Origin of the sequence: Stenotrophomonas ginsengisoli, assembly GCF_001431485.1 — a bacterium.
Taxonomy (GTDB): domain Bacteria; phylum Pseudomonadota; class Gammaproteobacteria; order Xanthomonadales; family Xanthomonadaceae; genus Stenotrophomonas; species Stenotrophomonas ginsengisoli.
On record NZ_LDJM01000025.1, the window covers coordinates 79137 to 96207 of the forward strand.

The following is a 17071-nucleotide window of genomic DNA, read 5'->3' on the forward strand; positions in this document are numbered from 1 at the left end:
GGGTTGCCCCGGCCGTCTCCTTGGTTCAGAACCGATCAGTCAACCGATCAGAACTTGTACTTGAAGCTCAACATCATCGACCAGCGCGACACCGCGGTGTTGCCCTTGTCGTTGTTGTTTTCCTGCACCTGCTCGTTGTCAGTACGACCATTGAAGCTGTACACATACTTGCCGGTAGCCGGGTCGATGCCAGCGTAGTTGGCGATACGGCGGGTGGCGTAGAAGCCGTAGTCTTCGATCAGGCCCCAATCCTTGTTCAGCAGGTTGCCGACATTCATGATGTCCAGGGCGATCTCAGACTTGTGGCCCTTGAAGAAGCCCGGCAGTTCCTGGCTGATGCGCACGTCGAAGTTGTTGACCCACTTCGAGCGGAAGCCGTTGGCCGGAGCCACCTGGCCCTGATAGGCAGCCAGTTCCGGGTTGTTGGCCAGCCAATCGAAGAACTTCTTCTCCATGTCAGCACCGCCGGTCCACAGCACATCGCCGTAACCGTTCGGGACATAGAACAGGTCATTGGTGCTGGCACTGTCGCCGTTCAGATCGTTGTAATAGATGTAGCTGAACGGACGGCCCGAGCGACCTTCGTAGAACATGCCAAAGCGGGTGGCATAGTCACCGAAGAAGTTGTGCTTGAACTCCAGGGTACCGGTGATACGGTCCTTGATCGCGTAGCGCGAGTTGTAGGCAACGTTCTCGTTGGCGTTGTTGATCAGGGTGCCCGACCAGTTCGAGGTGTTCTGCGAGCTGGCCAGCGGACTGACTTCGGTAGCCTCGGTGTAGGTGTAACCCAGCGACCAGGCCCAGCTGTCGGTCATCGGCTTGGCCAACGAGAAGGTCGCCTGTGCGCCACGACCCTTGTCGGTATTGCGCAGCAACATCACATCACCGACCCAATTCGGACGGTCACCGCGGTTACCGACTGCACCACCAGCCTCGATGCCGAAATCACCCGCATTGGCCGGATCCAGGCCTGCAGCATTCCAGTAGATGGCGCGACCATCCTGACCGTAGGCAATCGGCGAACCATTGCCACTGGTGATATCCAGACGCTCGAAGTACAGGGCGTCATTGACCTTGGTGAACAGCACTTCGGCCGATGCAGTGATGCCGTACCACGGCAGCTCATGGTCGAATGCCAGGTTGGCCTTCCACACCGACGGCAGCTTGGTGCCCGGCTCGATGATGTCGACATTGTCGCGACCGGCAACTGCCGTACCCGGGATGTACGGATTGTTGATGTCCGGGGTGAAGATTGCACCCGGGCTACGCAGGTCGTATTCCTGATAGTTCAGGCCGGTGTTGGCATAGGTGCCGCCCAGCCACACGTTCGGGGCAGCGCCACCGAACAGGCCCACGCCGCCGCGCAGCTGGGTCGGACGATCGCTGTCGAAGGTGTAGTTGAAGCCAACGCGCGGCTGCACCAGCTTGTCATCCACCAAAGTGGTGTTGTTGTAGCCGTATTCGGCTTCGATGCGCGGGTTGTACAGGCGCTGGTCGCTGAAGGACGGCATGTCGACGCGGACGCCGGCCATCACGTTCAGGTTGTAGTTGATGGCCCAGGTGTCCTGCACGAACAGGCCGGTGTTCTTCAGGGTGAAGGCTGCCGGGATATCGGCCAGCGAACCGCCAGCACGCGGTGCACGCAGCTGGTAACGGCTCGGGTTGCCAGCCAGGAACTGGTTCAAGTTGGCAAACTCGTACACGCCGTTGAGGTTACGGCCGTAGAAGTTCATCAGCTCGTTGTCCGAGTGATCGAAACCGAACTTGATGGTGTGGTCGCCCACATACCAGGTGCCGGCGCCGAACAGGCTCAGTTCCTTGGATTCCACGATGTTGACGTGGGTGTTCTGCTCGGTACCCAGGAACAGGGAATTGTTGTTGGCAAAACCATTGATGCGGATCTGCGGCAGGTTCACGCCCGGCACGCGAACGGCCGAGTAATCCTTGTGCGAGACCTTGAACTCGGTGGTGAAGTTGTCGCTCCAGTTGGAGAACACCTCACCCATCCAGGTTTCATAGGCCTTCGGCTGGGCATACCAGTAGCTGCTCAGCGAGACCGAGCTGTTGCCCAGGCCCGGGAAGCGCATCACGTTCTGCTCCATCTTGTTGTAGCGCAGGGCTGCACGATGGTTTTCGTTGATGTTCCAGTCCAGCTTGACCGCGTATTCCTCGATCTCGGTGGTGGCATCCGGAGCGGTCAGGCCGCCCACGTCGTAACCCAGGCCAGCCATGTGCTGCTGCACGGTGGAGATGTCAGCATCAGTGATGGTGCCGCTGCCGTACGGGGTGCTGCTCAGCGCAATGCCCGGGGCTTCACGCTCGTACTTTTCGTAGTTGGCGAAGAAGAACAGCTTGTCCTTGACGATCGGGCCACCCAGGGTCATGCCCATGGTGGTTTCCTTGTCGAAGCCGCTGAAGTCTTCGCGGTCGCCTTCCAGGCGATCACGGACCATGTCCTTGTCGCGGTAGGTGTAATAGACGGTGCCGTGGAACTCATTGGTACCCGACTTGGTCACGGCGTTGACCACCGCACCGGTACCACCGGAAATGGTGGTGTCGTAGTTGGCCAGGTCGATGTTGATTTCTTCGATGGCGTCCATCGAGACCGGCTGACGCTCGGTCGGCAGGCCGTTGGATTCCAGACCGAACGGGTCAGCAGCGCCGATGCCGTCGATGCGGATGGCGTTGTAGCGGGTGTTCTGGCCACCGGCCGAGATCGCACCGTCAGCCTTGCTGACCTGCGAGATGCGCGGGTCCAGGCGCATGTAGTCCTGGATGTTGCGGTTGGCCGACGGCATGGCTTCGATCATGTCGCGGTTCAGGTTGGTACCAGTGCCCATCTTGTTGGCACTGAAGATTTCCGAACCACCGGCCACGGCGTAGGCGGTCACGCCTTCCAGGGTGGCCACGTCGCCGGTCAGGGCAGCGTTGACGGTGTTGACCTGGTTCAGGTTCAGGTAGACACCTTCTTCGGTCTTGGTACCTTCACCCGGCTTGGTGATGGTGATGGTGTACGGACCACCCACGCGCAGGCCGCGGGCGTTGTAGCGACCGGAAGCATCGGTGCTGGCACGGCTGACGGTACCCGACTCATTGTGGGTAATGACAACTTCAGCGCCGACAACCGGCTGGCCGGCAGCGGACATGACCTGGCCGCCGACACCGGCAGAGGTGCTCTGGGCGAAGGCCGGGGCAGCTGCCAGGGCAGCAACCAAGCCGAGGGTCAGCTTGGACATCCGGAGACGTGGGTGGTTCATTGTGGGTAGCCTCGATACGAGTTGGCGATTGATAAAAAACGCGATCCTTCAGCCCCAGGAACGACTGGGCGACTGATCGGCTGAATCTTTGGGGTCCCAACCGGGACGACTTACGTGCAAGGGTTGTTGCAGTCGATACGGTTAAAAACAGGTTAACACAATAGGCACGAATTGTGACGGGCAGACGACAAAATGCTACCCAGAGGCAACACGCAAGCCACTGATATACAAGGAAACGATCAAATCCACGATTACCTGCACCTGACTGGATGAGCAGCGCGCACCATTCCCCCGGTGCGCCCGATGCGCCAGAAGCCGACTAAATTTCCGCCACACCATACCTGTCATCGAGCCACGATGCAGCAACTTCGTCAGGACGACGGATCACCTCGACCTCATGACCGTAGGCACGCGCCCGCAACGCCGTGGGCATCGGCGCCGGGGCCAGGGCCTGCACCCAAACCCCGGCATTGGCCAGCTCCAGGCCCAGCATCTGCACCAGAGCATGCTGGGCACACTGGGCCAGGCCGTAGCCGCCCCAGTACGCCTGCTGCCCCCGCTCGGGCCGATCCACCGCAAACACCACGCCACCAGCGACCGCCCGCAGGGCCGGCAAGGCGGCCTGGGTCAGCCAGATGCGCGCGGTGAGGTTCACATGTACCGCCCGCGCCACGGCGGCCGGGTCGGCGTGCGCCAACGGGGTCAGGCCGGGAAAATCCGCGGCGCAATGGATGAGCAGGTCGAGCCTGCCGTATTCAGCAGCGATGCGCTCGATCAGCTGCTGCAGGTCCTCCGGTTGCGCCCCCTCCAGATCCAGCGGATACAGCTGGATCGCGCCGCCAGCCTGTTGCACCGTCTGGTACAGGGCTTCGAGCCTGCGCAGATGACGGCCGCTGGCCACCACCTCCGCGCCGGCAGCGGCGCAAACCCGGGCCATTGCCCCGCCCAGCCCACCGCTGGCACCGGTAACCAGCACCACCTGCCCGGCAAGCGGCGCAGGACTCATGCCTGGCCAGCCTCGGCAACAATGCGCTGCAGCTCTCCGGCTTCGAGCAGCTCGATGATGATCTCGCTGCCGCCGATCAGCTCACCATGGATGAACAGCTGCGGGAAGGTCGGCCAGTTGGAGAAACGCGGCAGGTTGGCGCGCAGCTCGGCGTCCTCGAGGATATTGACCGTCTGCAGCCTGTCGGCTCCGGCTGCCTGCAAGGCCTGCACCGCACGGCTGGAAAAGCCGCACATCGGCCACTGCGGCGTGCCCTTCATGAACAGGATCATCGGATACTGCTCGACCATCGCCTGGATTTGCTCGATCAACGCCAAGTGCCTGCTCCCGCCTGTGGTTTCCAATCCGGCCATCAGCTGCCGCTAAACTGGCGCTGTAGTCTTCCCATTGTACGCCGGCACGGCCCGGCAGCACCGGAACCGAGCGTGGACAAATACCAACTCCCCTACCCCACCAGCGCACTGCAGCCACATCTGGACACGGACGTGGTGATTGCGCAGCTTGCCCGCCTGCACGCCACACAACAAGCCCTGCATGCCGGCCTGGCCAACACTGACCTGGCCCAGATGGAGCTGGACGTGGTGATCGCCAGCAGCCAGGGCCAGCACTTCGAGCTGGCAGCCAGCCTGGCCAACCAGCGCTTCTTTCTGGACGGACTGTGCAGCAGCCGCAGCGGCGGCGAGCCGGGCGGGCGCATCGGCGAACGCATCAAGAACGATTTCGGCACCCTGGGCGCGCTGCACGATGCCTTTGCCCAACTCGCAGCCGGCATGCCCGAAGGCAGCTGGATATGGCTGGTGGAGCAGGCCGATGGACGCCTTGCCATCACCGCCCACCCACGCATCGGCAACCCAATGACCGGCACCTCACGCCCACTGCTCACCTGCCCGCTCGATCCGGCCATCTGGGGCGACGAGGACAGCGCCGACCTGACGCAACTGCTGCCCCGCTTCTGGAAGCTGGTCAACTGGGATGCGGTCGAACGCAACCTGCGTTGAGCCATGAAAAAGGGCGCCTGACGGCGCCCTTTTGCTTCTGCGTTGCCGGCACTCAACGTGCAGACAGCGCATCGAGCAGCGGCCGGACCTGGTCGTCCCGCCCCAGGGCCTGCCCCACCGGCGCCAGCGCCTGGCACAAGGCGGCCGGCGTATCGGCACGGAAATTGGCATGCCCGACCTTGCGCCCGGCACGCGGCTGCTTGCCGTAGTCATGCCAGAAGCCGGCCGCCTGAGCCAGCACCGGCTCGGCCTCGGGCATGGTGCCAAGCCAATTGAGCATGCAGGCCACGCCCAGAACCGAGGCATCACCCAACGGCAGGCCGAGGCCGGCACGCAGGTGGTTGGCAAACTGGCTGGTCTGCGCCCCATCTCCGGTCCAGTGGCCGGAATTGTGCACGCGCGGCGCCATTTCATTGGCCAGCAGCTGCCCATCGCAATGGAACAGCTCCAGTGCAAACACACCGACATAGTCCAGATGCTCGGCCACCGCACGGGCATGGGCCACGGCCTGATCCTGCACTGCCTGCGGCATACCGCACGGGGCCAGTGATGCCGACAGCACGCCATCGACATGCCAGTTGCGGGTCACCGGCCAGGCGACAAAATCGCCTGCCGCATTGCGTGCAGCCACCACGCTGAGCTCGCAATCAAAATGCACGAAGCCTTCCAGGATCAGCCCAACGCTGCCGGCCTGCTCGCCCAGTGCCTGCCAGGCCGCGGCGACATCGGCCTGCTCACGGATCCGGAACTGACCCTTGCCGTCATAGCCCAGGCGGCGGGTCTTGACGATGCACGGCAGACCGAACTGCGCCACTTTCTGCTCGAGCACCTGCAGCGAGGGGATGTCGGCAAAAGCCGGCAGCGGAATGCCCAGCGACTGGAACAGGGTCTTTTCGCTGAGCCGGTCCTGCGCGACCGCCAAGGCCTGGGCATTGGGGAACACCGGCTTGAGCGCAGTCAACGCGGCCACACTGGCGGCCGGCACGTTCTCGAAATCGAAGGTGATCACATCGACGCTGGCGGCAAATGCACGCAATGCCTGCAGATCATCGAAGGCACCGGTGACCAGCGGCGCCAGCTGCCCGGCACAGGCATCGGCGGCCGGGTCGTAGACGCGAAAACGCAGGCCCAGCGGCGCACCGGCCAGGATCATCATGCGGGCCAGCTGCCCGCCACCGAGGATGCCGACGGTGGTCATGCGCGCGGATCGTCGTGCTGCATCACCAGCGCGGTCTGCGCGGCACGGAAATCAGCCAGTGCCGTGGCAACGGCCGGATGATCGTGGGCCAGCAAGGCCGCAGCAAACAGCCCCGCATTGGCGGCACCGGCGTTGCCGATGGCAAAGGTTGCCACCGGAATGCCCGCCGGCATCTGCACGATGGACAGCAGCGAATCCATGCCGTTCAAGGCCTTGGTCTGCACCGGCACACCCAGCACCGGCACCGCGGTCTTGGCTGCGATCATGCCCGGCAGGTGGGCCGCGCCGCCGGCACCGGCGATGATGGCGCGCAGGCCACGGGCCTGTGCCTGCTCGGAATAGCTGAACAGCACATCCGGGGTGCGGTGGGCCGAAACCACCTTCACTTCGTAGGCAACGCCGAGGGCGTCGAGCTTGTCAGCGGCGTGCTGCATGGTTTCCCAGTCCGAACGGGAACCCATGACCAGGCCGACCAGGGGTGCGGGGGTGTTGGTGCTCATTGTTGGCCGTGTGGTGCAGTAAAGACGTATTCTAGCCGTCTTCCACGCAATACTTGACCGTCATGGACCGCAAACTGCTCGACCTGCTCGTTTCCCCCGACACCCGCCAGCCGCTGTCGCTGCTGGACAGCACCGGTCTGCAGGCGCTCAACGCCGCCATTGCCGCCGGCAGCGTGCTGCGCGCCGATGGCAGCATGGTGGACAAGCCGCAGCGCGAGGCGCTGATCAGCGCCGACCGCAACCACATCTACCGTGTCGAGGATGGCATCCCGGTGCTGCTGCCCGAAGAGGCCATTGCCTGCGCCAGCATCGCCGGCCTGAGCAAGGCCTGAGCAACACCCGTGCCGGCGGCGTGTGCATGCCCACCACGCCGCCACCGGCATACTCAGGCACCCCGCACCGGTCCGAGCCATGCCCTCACCCTACGCACTGTCCCTGCTCACCGTCTGTGTTGCCCTCCTCGGTCTTGCGCCTGCGGCCAGCGCCCAGGACAGCACCGGCACCCCCTCGCCCAGCGTGGCCCCGTGCAGCATTCCACTGCCCCAGGGCAGCAGCGATGCGGCCAGCCGCCTGGTCCGCACGGCGTGCAATGAACACCGCCTCTGGCATGCTCCGTTCATCGACCGCCAGGGCCATCTTTCCCACCTGCCATTGACCGAAGCGGAAAGCGGCATGCTGGCCGATGACGGCCTGCGCGCCTGGCAACGCGTGGCCGGCTACTGGACCGCCAGCGGCACCCTGGCCAAGACACCGGCCCATCCCGGCAGCCAGGCCTGCGCCGCGCTGCAGGACACCGCCTTCGGCAATCCGATGGAAGCGGCGCTGTGCCGCAGCTTCATCCTCGATACCCCGTGGTCGGCCGCCTTCATCAGCTGGTTGATGCGCCAGTCCGGGCTGTATGACTTCCCCGCCTCGGCCGCCCACCTGGACTACATCAGCGCCAGCCATCGCGGCCAGGGCCCGTACCGGATCGCCGACCCCTACCAGGTACGCATCCGCCCCGGCGACCTGCTCTGCCACCTGCGCGGCGGCACCCACCAGATAGACCACGCCGGCCTGTTGCAGGCCTTGAGCGAAGGTCGCACCGCCGGCTGGCAGTCACACTGCGATCTGGTCGTGGCCAGCAACCCCGGCGGTAACCGCACCGCCTACCTGGTTGGCGGCAACGTGCTCAACGCGGTGACCATGCGCCTGTTGCCGATCAACGAGCGCGGCACGCTGCCACCAGCGGTTGCCAACGGCAACGGCGAGCAGTGCAGCGTGCAGTGGGCACAGGCCTGCAGCCTCAATCCCGAACGCTGGGTTGCCCTGCTGCAGCTGCAGGCATCCACACCCGCCCCGCAGGCCCCGCTGGCAGACGGACAGACGAACCCGTAAAGTCGCCCGATGCCCAGCCTGATCCTGCTCATGATTGCCGGCGCCGCCGGTTATGCCTTCTGGAATTCCTCGCGCGCCGCTGCCGAGGCCGCCAGCCACTACAGCCGCAAGGCCTGCCAGGAGGCCCAGGTGCAATGGCTGGACCATTCGGTGCATGCCACGGCCATCCGCCCGTGCCGTCTGGACAATGGCTGGCTCGGTTTCCAGCGCACCTACCGCTTCGAGTATTCGCGCGATGGCGCGGACCGCTATGCCGGCCGCATCGTGTTGCGCGGCGAGCAACTGATCCAGCTGGCCGGCCCGACACGGCCGACGCCGACCCTGGTGTTCCCGGAAAGCCAGCTGCCACCATCGCAGCCCTGACCCCCCACAGATGCCAAAACGGCCGGTATTGCTACCGGCCGTTGCTTTATTTGACCACCCGCAGGAACGGACGCTTGCCCGGCTCACTCGGCGGCGGCGGCTCGTCGTCGCCCTCGTCATCGGCGCGGGCCACGCTGGGCACCGCGGCCAACTGCGGACCACCGGCCGGCACCAGATCCGGATCATCCAGCAGGATCTCGTCATCCTCCAGCTCGGCCGTACCCGGCAGGTCATCGGGCAGCGCCATACCCTGGCCATTCTCGCGTGCATACACCGCCAGCACCGCCGCAATCGGCACCCGTACCGGCTGGCTGACCCCACCGAAGCGGGCGCTGAAACTGACCTCGTGGTTGTCCATGTGCAACTGGGCAACGGCGCGCTCGGCGATGTTCAGGATCACCCGGCCATCGTGCACCGCACTGGGCGGCACCAACACCCCGGCCAGGGTGGCATCCACCAGCAGGTGCGGGGTCATGTCGTTGTCGTTGATCCACTCCACCAGTGCGCGCAGCAGGTAGGGGCGGTGACTGCTCATACGGAAATTACCTTCGCTCATGGACGGCAGTGTAACGCAGCGCCCACAACCGATGAGCACCCCTCATGGCGCAGGCATGGCCTGCACTCAGACCGGCAGCTCGCGCAGCTTGCGTTCGGCATCGGTGAGGCTGCGCACGAAAGCCGGATGACGGAACATGCGGTTGGCATAATCCTCCAGCGGCTTGGCATCCTTGGGCAGTGCCACGCCCAGCGACTGCAGGCGCCACAGGATCGGCAGCAAGGCGCAATCGGCCAGGCTGATCTCCGGATTGAGGAAGAACTTGGCCACCTTGAACAACGGCACCGACTGCGCCACCAGCTCACGCAGGCGCTTGCGCGCCGCTTCGGCCTGGGCCTTGCTGCCGTGGCTGATCACCTGCACCTGCGGCACCCAGTCCTGCTCCAGGCGCACCATGGCCAGCCGCAGGCGGGCACGCCCGAGCGGATCGATCGGCATCAGCGGCGGATGCGGGTAGCGCTCGTCCAGATACTCGCCCACCACACCGGCCGAATACAGCACCAGTTCGCGCTCCACCAGGGTCGGCAGGCTCTGGTAGGGGTTCAGGTCAATCAGGTCTTCGGGCGGGTTGGCCGGATCGGCCAGCACCAGGTCATAGGCAACGCCCTTGCACGCCAGCACCATGCGCACTCGGTGGCTGGTCACATCGTCAGGGGAGGAAAACAGGGTCAAGGTATTACGCATCAAGGTACCTGTGCCCACTGCGGGCGTCATGGGCAACCAGAGGTTGCCGAGAGTGGGGGTTGGCCGTTGCCGGCCAGCTCAATGTACATCCTTCCAGTATTCGCGCTTGAGCAACCAGGCCAGCAGGGTGAACACGGCCAGGAACAGGATCACCCAGACCCCCAGGCTGTGTCGCTTCAAGGCGGCCGGCTCGGCGGCGTAGGAAAGGAAGTTGGTGATGTCGCGCGCGGCCTGCTTGAACTGCGCCGGCTCCATTGCACCGGGCGCGGCCAGCTCCAGCCCGACCACGGCCTTGTTGCCGGTCTCGTCCGCCTCGGCGGCGAGCACCGGCCGCTGCAGGCCCTGCAGTTCCCACAATGCGTTGGGCATGGAAACGTTGGGGTAAAGCTGGTTGTTCCAGCCCAGGGCTGCCTTCTCATCCTGGTAGAAGGACACCAGGTAGGTGTAGAGCCAGTCCTCGCCACGCACCCGCGCCACCAGGCTGAGGTCCGGCGGCAGCTTGCCGAACCATTTTTCAGCCGCCGCCGGCATCGGCGTGGTGATGTGCTCGCCGATCGCCGCCCCGCTGAAGTTCAGGCTGGCCTGGACCTGGTCCTCGCTCAGGCCCAGGTCGGCGGCCATGCGCGAATAACGCAGGTACTTCAACGAATGGCAGCCGGCGCAGTAGTTGGTGAACAGCTGCGCCCCACGCTGCAGCGATGCCTGGTCGCCCAGGTCATTGCCCGCCTGCTGCAACGGCCCACCACTGGCGGCCTGGACCAGCGCCGATGCAACCAACATCAACCCGGCCACGGCCAGGCGCAGCAAACGGCGATCAGTCATGGGTGGTCACCCTTTCCGGAACCGGCTTGGTCTTGTCCATCCGCGTCCACAGCGGCATGGTGATGAAGAAGGCAAAGTACAGCAGGGTCAGCACCCTGCCCACCCAGGTTTCCCACACTGCCGTACCCGGGCCCGAACCAATCACGCCGAGCCAGACAAAGCAGACCACCAGGATGGACAACATCAGCTTGCTGATCGGGCCGCGGTAGCGGATCGACTTGACCTTGGCCTTGTCCAGCCACGGCACCAGGAACAGGACAGCGATGGCGGCAAACATCACGATCACCCCGCCCAGCTTGTCCGGCACCACCCGCAACATGGCGTAGTACGGGGTGTAGTACCACACCGGCTTGATGTGCTCGGGGGTGACCAGACGGTTGGCTTCGGTGAAGTTGTCATGCTCCAGGAACAGGCCACCGAAGGCCGGCGCGAAGAAGATGATGAAGGCGGCAATGATCAGCAGGAAGCCGACCCCGAACAGGTCCTTGACCGTGTAGTAGGGGTGGAAGGGAATCGCATCGGCCGGCTTGGCAGCATCCCAGCGGTTGCCCTTGGGACCGTACTTGACCTCGACCCCGTCCGGGTTGTTGGAACCGACCTCATGCAGGGCGGCCAGATGCAGCACCACCAGCAGCAGCAGGACCAGCGGCAGGGCAATCACATGCAGGGCGAAGAAGCGGTTCAGGGTCGCATCGCCGGGCAGGTAGTCGCCCATGATCCACTCGGTCAGCCCGTTGCCGATCACCGGGATCGCACCGAACAGCGAGATGATCACCTTGGCGCCCCAGAACGACATCTGGCCCCAGGGCAGCACGTAGCCCATGAAGGCCTCGGCCATCAGCACCAGGTAGATCAGCATGCCCAGGATCCAGACCAGCTCGCGCGGCTTCTGGTAGGAGCCGTACATCAGGCCTCGGAACATGTGCAGGTAGACCACGATGAAGAACAGCGAGGCCCCGGTGGAGTGCATGTAGCGGATCAGCCAGCCCCACTCCACATCACGCATGATGTATTCCACCGAGGCAAACGCCTCGGCGGCACTGGGCTTGTAGTGCATGGTCAGGAAGATCCCGGTCAGGATCTGGTTGACCAGCACCACCAGGGCCAGCGAGCCGAAGTAGTACCAGAGGTTGAAGTTCTTCGGGGCGTAGTACCCGGTGACGTGCTTGTCGATGGTCGGCATCAACCCCGGCGCACGGTCGTTGACCCACTGCTGCACGCCACCCACGGCGCGCGCGATCAGCTTGCTCATGCTCACGCCCCTCCCTGCGGATCAACACCGATCACGATGGTGTTGTCATCGGCATAGTGATGCGGCGGCACGACCAGGTTGGTCGGCGCCGGCACGTCCTGGAATACCCGCCCTGCCATGTCGAAGCGCGACTTGTGGCAAGGGCAGAAATACCCGCCCTTCCACTGCGCGTCATACGGCTCGGGGCGGATCTCGGCCACCATTTCCGGCGCGCAGCCCAGATGGGTGCACAGGCCGACCAGGACCGAGATCTCAGGCTTGAGCGAACGCAGCTGCGGGTTGGCCGCCAGCACATAGGCCGGCTGCTGGTCCGCGTTGCTTGATTCGGGGTCGCGCAGACGCCCGTCCAGGCCCGGCAGGGCGGCCAGGATGGCCTGCGAGCGTTTGACGATCCAGATTGGCTGGCCTCGCCACTCCAGGATCATGCGCTGGCCTTCCTGCAGCGCACTGATGTCGGCCACCACCGGCGCACCGGCCAGTTTGGCCCGCGCACTGGGGTTCCATGACTTGATGAAAGGGACTGCGGCAAAACCCGCACCGACCGCACCGACAACCGCGGTGGTGGCGGTAAGAAACTTTCGACGACCTGCGTTTACTGGATCGTTTACCCCATCGTTGGCCATCCGGCACTCCGATTCTTGATTAGGTAGCGTAAGAAGCTGCCGGTAAAAGGTGGGGGCCTTCTACCCTTGAATCCGCTTCGAGTGTAGCTGAACGGTCAATGCACACACAACGCATACAAACCTTGCACTGCAACACACCCGCACTTACTGGCTGACCACACCTTCGCTGCGATAGCGCTCGGCCAACTGTGCCACGCGCACCACGTAATTTTGCGTCTCACGATACGGCGGCACCCCGCCATGACGATCCACCGCGCCCTCGCCGGCGTTGTAACCGGCCGCGGCCAGGGTCAGGTTGCCATTGAAGCGACGCAGCAACCAGGACAGGTACTGCACACCGCCCTGGATGTTCTGGCTGGCATCAAAACTGTCGGACACCCCGAAACGACGCGCGGTGGCCGGCATCAACTGCATCAGGCCCTGGGCGCCGGCATGGCTGACCGCAGACGGGTTGAAGGCCGACTCGGCATGGATCACCGCCCGCACGATCGCCTCCTCCACCCCGAACTGGCGGGCCGCTGCGGCGATCTCGTCACGGTAGGCGTTGGTGTTCAGGCGTACCGAGCCGAAGTTGACCCGGCTGTTGCTGCCGCAGGCAAAGCAACGCTCGATATAGGTATAGGCGATGGTGCGCACCTGGCCGCCAGCGGCGCCGGCCGGGCGCTGGCTGGAGTAATGGCGCACGCCATCCTTCATGTAGCTGTAGACCTGGCCACTGACCGTACGCCCCTGGCGGTTGCTGCCGGCAGCAGGCGCGGTGCTGGTGCTGGCAACGGCCGGGGTGGTGGTCGAGGCAACGGCCGCAGTGGCGGCACCGGCATTGCCGGAGGCGGCGCCGTTGCTGGCAGTGCCTACCGGCGCCGGCGCAGGTGCGGCGGCCGGCTGGATCACCGGCCGCGAGGCCTGCGCACGGTAGCGGCTGACCACCTCGCACTGGGCCCCGGACACGCGCTTGCTCACATACGCCGGCACGCCATCGCTGCCCACGCATTTGTACAGCGTGCCCGCCCACGCCGGCGCGCAGGCCAGCATGGCAAGCAGTGCTGCAGTAGTCCCCAGAGTCCCCTTCATGGAGTGAAGTCTGTCCCAGCTTGCCCCCTGCTGCCAAGCCCCGGCCCAACCCGATCCCCGGGCTGACATACAATGTGTGATTGAACGCCGCAGTTTGCGCGCCCCCTCCACCCGTCTGGAATACGCACCAGGCCCGGGAAGCCAGCCATTGCCATGACCACCGAAACCACCGATACCGCCCCCACCCTGCTGCCCCTGCCCGGCCAGCGCCAGCCGATCCCGGGCGGTGCCCGCGGCAAGCTCTACATCAAGACCCACGGTTGCCAGATGAACGAGTACGACTCTGCCAAGATGGCCGACGTGCTGGCCGCCTCCGAAGGGCTGGAGCTGACCGACAACCCGGAAGAGGCCGACGTGGTCCTGGTCAACACCTGCTCGATCCGCGAAAAGGCGCAGGAAAAGGTGTTCAGCCAGCTCGGCCGCTGGAAGGAGCTGAAGAAGGACGGCCGTGACGTGATCATCGGCGTCGGCGGCTGCGTGGCTTCCCAGGAAGGCGAAGCGATCATCAAGCGCGCCCCGTACGTGGACCTGGTGTTCGGCCCGCAGACCCTGCACCGCCTGCCCGAGCTGATTGCCGCGCGCCGCGCCGAGAAGAAGCCGCAGGTGGACATATCCTTCCCGGAAATCGAGAAGTTCGACCGTCTGCCCGAGCCGCGTGCCGAAGGCCCGTCGGCGTTCGTGTCGATCATGGAAGGCTGCTCCAAGTACTGCAGCTTCTGCGTGGTGCCCTACACCCGTGGCACCGAAGTGAGCCGCCCGTTCGAGGACGTGCTGGTCGAATGCGCCCAGCTGGCCGCCCAGGGCGTGCGCGAGATCAACCTGCTCGGGCAGAACGTCAATGCCTACCGCGGCCCGTACGGTGACGGCGAGTTCGCCGACCTGGGCCTGCTGATCCGCGCCATTGCCGAAATCGACGGCGTCGGCCGCATCCGCTTCACCACCTCCCACCCGCTGGAGTTCTCCGACTCGCTGGTCGATGCCTACCGCGATGTGCCCAAGCTGGCCAACTTCCTGCACCTGCCGGTGCAGGCCGGCTCTGACCGCATCCTGTCGGCGATGAAGCGCGGCTACACCGCGCTGGAGTTCAAGTCCAAGATCCGCAAGCTGCGCGCGGTGCGTCCGGACATCTCGATTTCCTCGGACTTCATCGTCGGCTTCCCCGGCGAGACCGATGCCGATTTCGACAAGACCATGAAGCTGATCGCCGACGTCGGCTTTGACCAGAGCTTCTCCTTCATCTATTCACGCCGCCCGGGCACCCCGGCCGCCGACCTGCCCGATGATGTCTCCGATGCCGACAAGCATGCGCGCCTGAGCCGCCTGCAGGCCGCGATCAATGCCAATGCGGCGCAGATCTCCGAAGCCATGGTCGGCAGCGTGCAGACCGTGCTGGTGGAAGGCCCCTCGCGCAAGGACCCCAACGAGCTGACCGGCAAGACCGAGAACATGCGTTCGGTCAACTTCCCGGCCCCGGCCCGCCTGATCGGCCAGTTTGTCGATGTGCAGATCACCCACGCGCTGAGCAATTCCCTGCGCGGCCGGGTGGTCGGTGCGGCCTGATCCGGCCTGCGGCCTGCGCTTGCTGGCAGGCCGGCAACCGTCTGCCGGCAAACCCGGCAGCCGGTCACTTCGTGGTGATTTTTTCACCCGGCAACCACCAACCCATACAGAACCGGCGCTCACCAAGGTTATCCACAGGGTTTTTCCCAAAGAAATCCACAGCACCGGTGGATAAGTCTGCCGCCCGGGCGCTTGGTTGCCCGCCTCATGCAGGCGTAACCTGCCTTGGTAAACCCGCCTTGACCGGCCCTGCCGGCGGAGCCCCATGTCACAGCCCCACTCTCTCGATTTCACCCTCGATCCGTTGGACAACGAGCGCCTGGCCAGCCTGTGCGGCCCGTTCGATGCCCACCTGCGCCAGATCGAAGGCGCCCTCGGCGTGGAAATTGCCAACCGAGCCAATGTGTTCCGCCTCAGCGGCAGCGAGCCGGCGCTGGGCGCGGCCGCGCGCCTGATCAAGGCGTTGTACGAGGAAGCGGCCGACACCGCCCTGGATGCCGCGGCCATTGCCCTGCGCCTGAGCCAGGCCAATGTGGATGACGTGGTCCTGCGCAGCTATGCAGCGCAGGACGTGGCGGTGAAGGTCAAGCGCGGCACCGTGCGCGGCCGCGGTGCCAACCAGGCCAGGTACCTGCACCAGATTGCCCGCCACGACATCAATTTCGGCATCGGCCCGGCCGGCACCGGCAAGACCTTCCTGGCCGTGGCCATGGCCGTGGATGCGCTCAACGAGTCACGCGTGCAGCGCCTGATCCTGGTCCGCCCGGCGGTGGAAGCCGGCGAGAAGCTGGGCTTTCTGCCCGGCGACCTGAGCCAGAAGGTGGACCCCTACCTGCGGCCGCTGTACGACGCCCTGTACGAAATGCTCGGGGTGGAGAAGGTCACCAAGCTGCTGGAGCGCAACGTGATCGAGATCGCCCCGCTGGCCTACATGCGCGGGCGCACCCTCAACGATGCCTTCGTGATCCTGGACGAAGCCCAGAACACCACCGTGGAACAGATGAAGATGTTCCTGACCCGGTTGGGCTTCGGCTCCACCGCGGTGATCACCGGCGACCTGACCCAGACCGACCTGCCCAAGCACATCAGCTCCGGCCTGCGCGACGCCATCGAGGTGCTCAAGGGTGTGGACGGGGTCAGCTTCACCTTCTTTGAATCACGCGATGTGGTGCGTCACCCGCTGGTGGCCCGCATCGTCAACGCCTACGAACGCCGCGAGCAGGCCACCCGGCCCGCCGCCAGCCACAACGACAACAGCGATACCCCATGAGTACTCCCAGCCTTGAACTGGCCCTTGGCTACGCCCTGCCGCGTACCGGCCTGCCCACCCGCCCGCAGTTCCGCAAGTGGGTGCTGGCCGCCCTGAGCGGCGCCGGCCGCCGCTTCGATTCGGAAGTGGCCATCCAGATCGTCGATGCCGCCGAAGGCCAGGCCATGAACCTGCAGTACCGCGGCAAGGATTACGCCACCAATGTGCTGTCCTTCCCGGCCGATGTGCCTGAAGGGCTGCCGGAGGATTTCGATTTCCCGCAGCTGGGCGATCTGGTGATCTGCGCCCCGGTGGTGGCCCGCGAGGCCGCCGAGCAGGGCAAGGCGCTCAATGACCATTACGCCCACCTGACCGTGCACGGCGTACTGCACCTGCTCGGCTTTGACCATATCGAAGACGAAGAGGCCGAGGAAATGGAGGCGCTGGAACGGGCGATCCTGGCCTCGCTGGACATTGCCGACCCCTACGCCGGCGAGCGCTGAGCGATCGCCGGCAGACACCCTGATCCCGCCCCTCGTACTCCTCTCCTGCACA

18 protein-coding genes are annotated in these 17071 nt (G+C 64.9%); 7 read left to right on the plus strand and 11 right to left on the minus strand.

Annotated features, from left to right (window positions below):
• Nucleotides 1-47: 47 nt before the first annotated feature.
• The 3 genes from ABB30_RS10345 to grxD form a co-directional block, all read right to left on the minus strand.
• Nucleotides 48-3257 carry a TonB-dependent receptor gene (locus tag ABB30_RS10345; protein WP_083489825.1) on the minus strand — a complete coding sequence of 1070 codons (3210 nt, stop codon included), beginning with the start codon at nt 3255-3257 and terminating at the stop codon, nt 48-50.
• A 319-nt stretch (nt 3258-3576) separates the two neighbouring features.
• Nucleotides 3577-4263, minus strand: a complete 687-nt coding sequence (locus ABB30_RS10350; RefSeq protein WP_057638223.1) for an SDR family NAD(P)-dependent oxidoreductase — start codon at nt 4261-4263, stop codon at nt 3577-3579.
• On the minus strand, nt 4260-4616 hold the full coding sequence (grxD, locus tag ABB30_RS10355) for a Grx4 family monothiol glutaredoxin (RefSeq protein WP_425477404.1): 357 nt from the start codon (nt 4614-4616) through the stop codon (nt 4260-4262). The genes ABB30_RS10350 and grxD overlap by 4 nt, the downstream gene beginning before the upstream one ends.
• Nucleotides 4617-4688: 72 nt before the next feature.
• Between grxD and ABB30_RS10360 the strand changes: the two genes are divergently transcribed.
• Complete coding sequence (locus ABB30_RS10360; protein ID WP_057638225.1) at nt 4689-5261, plus strand: Fe-Mn family superoxide dismutase; 573 nt, start codon at nt 4689-4691, stop codon at nt 5259-5261.
• A 52-nt stretch (nt 5262-5313) separates the two neighbouring features.
• On the opposite strand, the gene ABB30_RS10365 is transcribed toward ABB30_RS10360, so the two are convergent.
• Entirely contained in the window at nt 5314-6459 is a 1146-nt protein-coding gene (locus ABB30_RS10365; RefSeq protein WP_057638226.1) for a 5-(carboxyamino)imidazole ribonucleotide synthase, read from the minus strand.
• Nucleotides 6456-6959 (minus strand): 5-(carboxyamino)imidazole ribonucleotide mutase, encoded by a 504-nt coding sequence (gene purE / locus ABB30_RS10370; protein WP_057638227.1) that lies wholly within the window; start codon nt 6957-6959, stop codon nt 6456-6458. Before purE ends, ABB30_RS10365 begins: the two co-directional genes overlap by 4 nt.
• Nucleotides 6960-7021: 62 nt before the next feature.
• On the opposite strand from purE, the gene ABB30_RS10375 reads away from it, so the two are divergent.
• The 3 genes from ABB30_RS10375 (at nt 7022) to ABB30_RS10385 (ending at nt 8699) form a co-directional block, all read left to right on the plus strand.
• Nucleotides 7022-7291: a Trm112 family protein gene (locus tag ABB30_RS10375; protein ID WP_057638228.1), complete on the plus strand. Its 270-nt coding sequence runs from the start codon at nt 7022-7024 to the stop codon at nt 7289-7291.
• 79 nt (nt 7292-7370) lie between these two features.
• Entirely contained in the window at nt 7371-8336 is a 966-nt protein-coding gene (locus tag ABB30_RS10380) for a DUF2272 domain-containing protein (RefSeq protein WP_057638229.1), read from the plus strand.
• A gap of 9 nt (nt 8337-8345) precedes the next feature.
• Nucleotides 8346-8699, plus strand: a complete 354-nt coding sequence (locus ABB30_RS10385; RefSeq protein ID WP_057638230.1) for a DUF3301 domain-containing protein — start codon at nt 8346-8348, stop codon at nt 8697-8699.
• Nucleotides 8700-8745: 46 nt separating this feature from the next.
• On the opposite strand, the gene ABB30_RS10390 is transcribed toward ABB30_RS10385, so the two are convergent.
• From ABB30_RS10390 to ABB30_RS10415, 6 genes are all read right to left on the minus strand, one after another.
• Nucleotides 8746-9255: a ClpXP protease specificity-enhancing factor gene (locus tag ABB30_RS10390; RefSeq protein WP_057638231.1), complete on the minus strand. Its 510-nt coding sequence runs from the start codon at nt 9253-9255 to the stop codon at nt 8746-8748.
• A gap of 66 nt (nt 9256-9321) precedes the next feature.
• Entirely contained in the window at nt 9322-9939 is a 618-nt protein-coding gene (locus ABB30_RS10395) for a glutathione S-transferase N-terminal domain-containing protein (protein WP_057638232.1), read from the minus strand.
• Between the two features lie 78 nt (nt 9940-10017).
• On the minus strand, nt 10018-10761 hold the full coding sequence (locus ABB30_RS10400; RefSeq protein WP_057638233.1) for a cytochrome c1: 744 nt from the start codon (nt 10759-10761) through the stop codon (nt 10018-10020).
• Nucleotides 10754-12013 carry a cytochrome b gene (locus ABB30_RS10405; RefSeq protein WP_057638234.1) on the minus strand — a complete coding sequence of 420 codons (1260 nt, stop codon included), beginning with the start codon at nt 12011-12013 and terminating at the stop codon, nt 10754-10756. The genes ABB30_RS10400 and ABB30_RS10405 overlap by 8 nt, the downstream gene beginning before the upstream one ends.
• Nucleotides 12014-12015: 2 nt before the next feature.
• Nucleotides 12016-12636: a ubiquinol-cytochrome c reductase iron-sulfur subunit gene (gene petA, locus ABB30_RS10410; RefSeq protein ID WP_057638235.1), complete on the minus strand. Its 621-nt coding sequence runs from the start codon at nt 12634-12636 to the stop codon at nt 12016-12018.
• 144 nt (nt 12637-12780) lie between these two features.
• Nucleotides 12781-13707 (minus strand): lytic transglycosylase domain-containing protein, encoded by a 927-nt coding sequence (locus ABB30_RS10415; RefSeq protein WP_057638236.1) that lies wholly within the window; start codon nt 13705-13707, stop codon nt 12781-12783.
• 153 nt (nt 13708-13860) lie between these two features.
• Here ABB30_RS10415 and miaB point away from each other — a divergent pair, with 153 nt between their 5' ends.
• The 3 genes from miaB (at nt 13861) to ybeY (ending at nt 17019) form a co-directional block, all read left to right on the plus strand.
• Entirely contained in the window at nt 13861-15267 is a 1407-nt protein-coding gene (miaB, locus tag ABB30_RS10420) for a tRNA (N6-isopentenyl adenosine(37)-C2)-methylthiotransferase MiaB (protein ID WP_057638237.1), read from the plus strand.
• 265 nt (nt 15268-15532) lie between these two features.
• Nucleotides 15533-16537, plus strand: coding sequence for a PhoH family protein (locus tag ABB30_RS10425; protein ID WP_057638238.1), 1005 nt, complete (start codon nt 15533-15535; stop codon nt 16535-16537).
• Entirely contained in the window at nt 16534-17019 is a 486-nt protein-coding gene (gene ybeY / locus ABB30_RS10430) for an rRNA maturation RNase YbeY (protein WP_057638239.1), read from the plus strand. Before ABB30_RS10425 ends, ybeY begins: the two co-directional genes overlap by 4 nt.
• Nucleotides 17020-17071 lie beyond the last annotated feature (52 nt).

What these genes read in the sequence shown, in the direction of transcription:
- ABB30_RS10345 (WP_083489825.1), bottom strand. Translation starts at nt 3,257, where the DNA reads ATGAACCACCCACGTCTCCGGATGTCCAAGCTGACCCTCGGCTTGGTT.
- ABB30_RS10350 (WP_057638223.1), bottom strand. Translation starts at nt 4,263, where the DNA reads ATGAGTCCTGCGCCGCTTGCCGGGCAGGTGGTGCTGGTTACCGGTGCC.
- grxD (WP_425477404.1), bottom strand. Translation starts at nt 4,616, where the DNA reads ATGGCCGGATTGGAAACCACAGGCGGGAGCAGGCACTTGGCGTTGATC.
- ABB30_RS10365 (WP_057638226.1), bottom strand. Translation starts at nt 6,459, where the DNA reads ATGACCACCGTCGGCATCCTCGGTGGCGGGCAGCTGGCCCGCATGATG.
- purE (WP_057638227.1), bottom strand. Translation starts at nt 6,959, where the DNA reads ATGAGCACCAACACCCCCGCACCCCTGGTCGGCCTGGTCATGGGTTCC.
- ABB30_RS10375 (WP_057638228.1), top strand. Translation starts at nt 7,022, where the DNA reads ATGGACCGCAAACTGCTCGACCTGCTCGTTTCCCCCGACACCCGCCAG.
- ABB30_RS10380 (WP_057638229.1), top strand. Translation starts at nt 7,371, where the DNA reads ATGCCCTCACCCTACGCACTGTCCCTGCTCACCGTCTGTGTTGCCCTC.
- ABB30_RS10385 (WP_057638230.1), top strand. Translation starts at nt 8,346, where the DNA reads ATGCCCAGCCTGATCCTGCTCATGATTGCCGGCGCCGCCGGTTATGCC.
- ABB30_RS10390 (WP_057638231.1), bottom strand. Translation starts at nt 9,255, where the DNA reads ATGAGCGAAGGTAATTTCCGTATGAGCAGTCACCGCCCCTACCTGCTG.
- ABB30_RS10395 (WP_057638232.1), bottom strand. Translation starts at nt 9,939, where the DNA reads ATGCGTAATACCTTGACCCTGTTTTCCTCCCCTGACGATGTGACCAGC.
- ABB30_RS10400 (WP_057638233.1), bottom strand. Translation starts at nt 10,761, where the DNA reads ATGACTGATCGCCGTTTGCTGCGCCTGGCCGTGGCCGGGTTGATGTTG.
- ABB30_RS10405 (WP_057638234.1), bottom strand. Translation starts at nt 12,013, where the DNA reads ATGAGCAAGCTGATCGCGCGCGCCGTGGGTGGCGTGCAGCAGTGGGTC.
- petA (WP_057638235.1), bottom strand. Translation starts at nt 12,636, where the DNA reads ATGGCCAACGATGGGGTAAACGATCCAGTAAACGCAGGTCGTCGAAAG.
- ABB30_RS10415 (WP_057638236.1), bottom strand. Translation starts at nt 13,707, where the DNA reads ATGAAGGGGACTCTGGGGACTACTGCAGCACTGCTTGCCATGCTGGCC.
- miaB (WP_057638237.1), top strand. Translation starts at nt 13,861, where the DNA reads ATGACCACCGAAACCACCGATACCGCCCCCACCCTGCTGCCCCTGCCC.
- ABB30_RS10425 (WP_057638238.1), top strand. Translation starts at nt 15,533, where the DNA reads ATGTCACAGCCCCACTCTCTCGATTTCACCCTCGATCCGTTGGACAAC.
- ybeY (WP_057638239.1), top strand. Translation starts at nt 16,534, where the DNA reads ATGAGTACTCCCAGCCTTGAACTGGCCCTTGGCTACGCCCTGCCGCGT.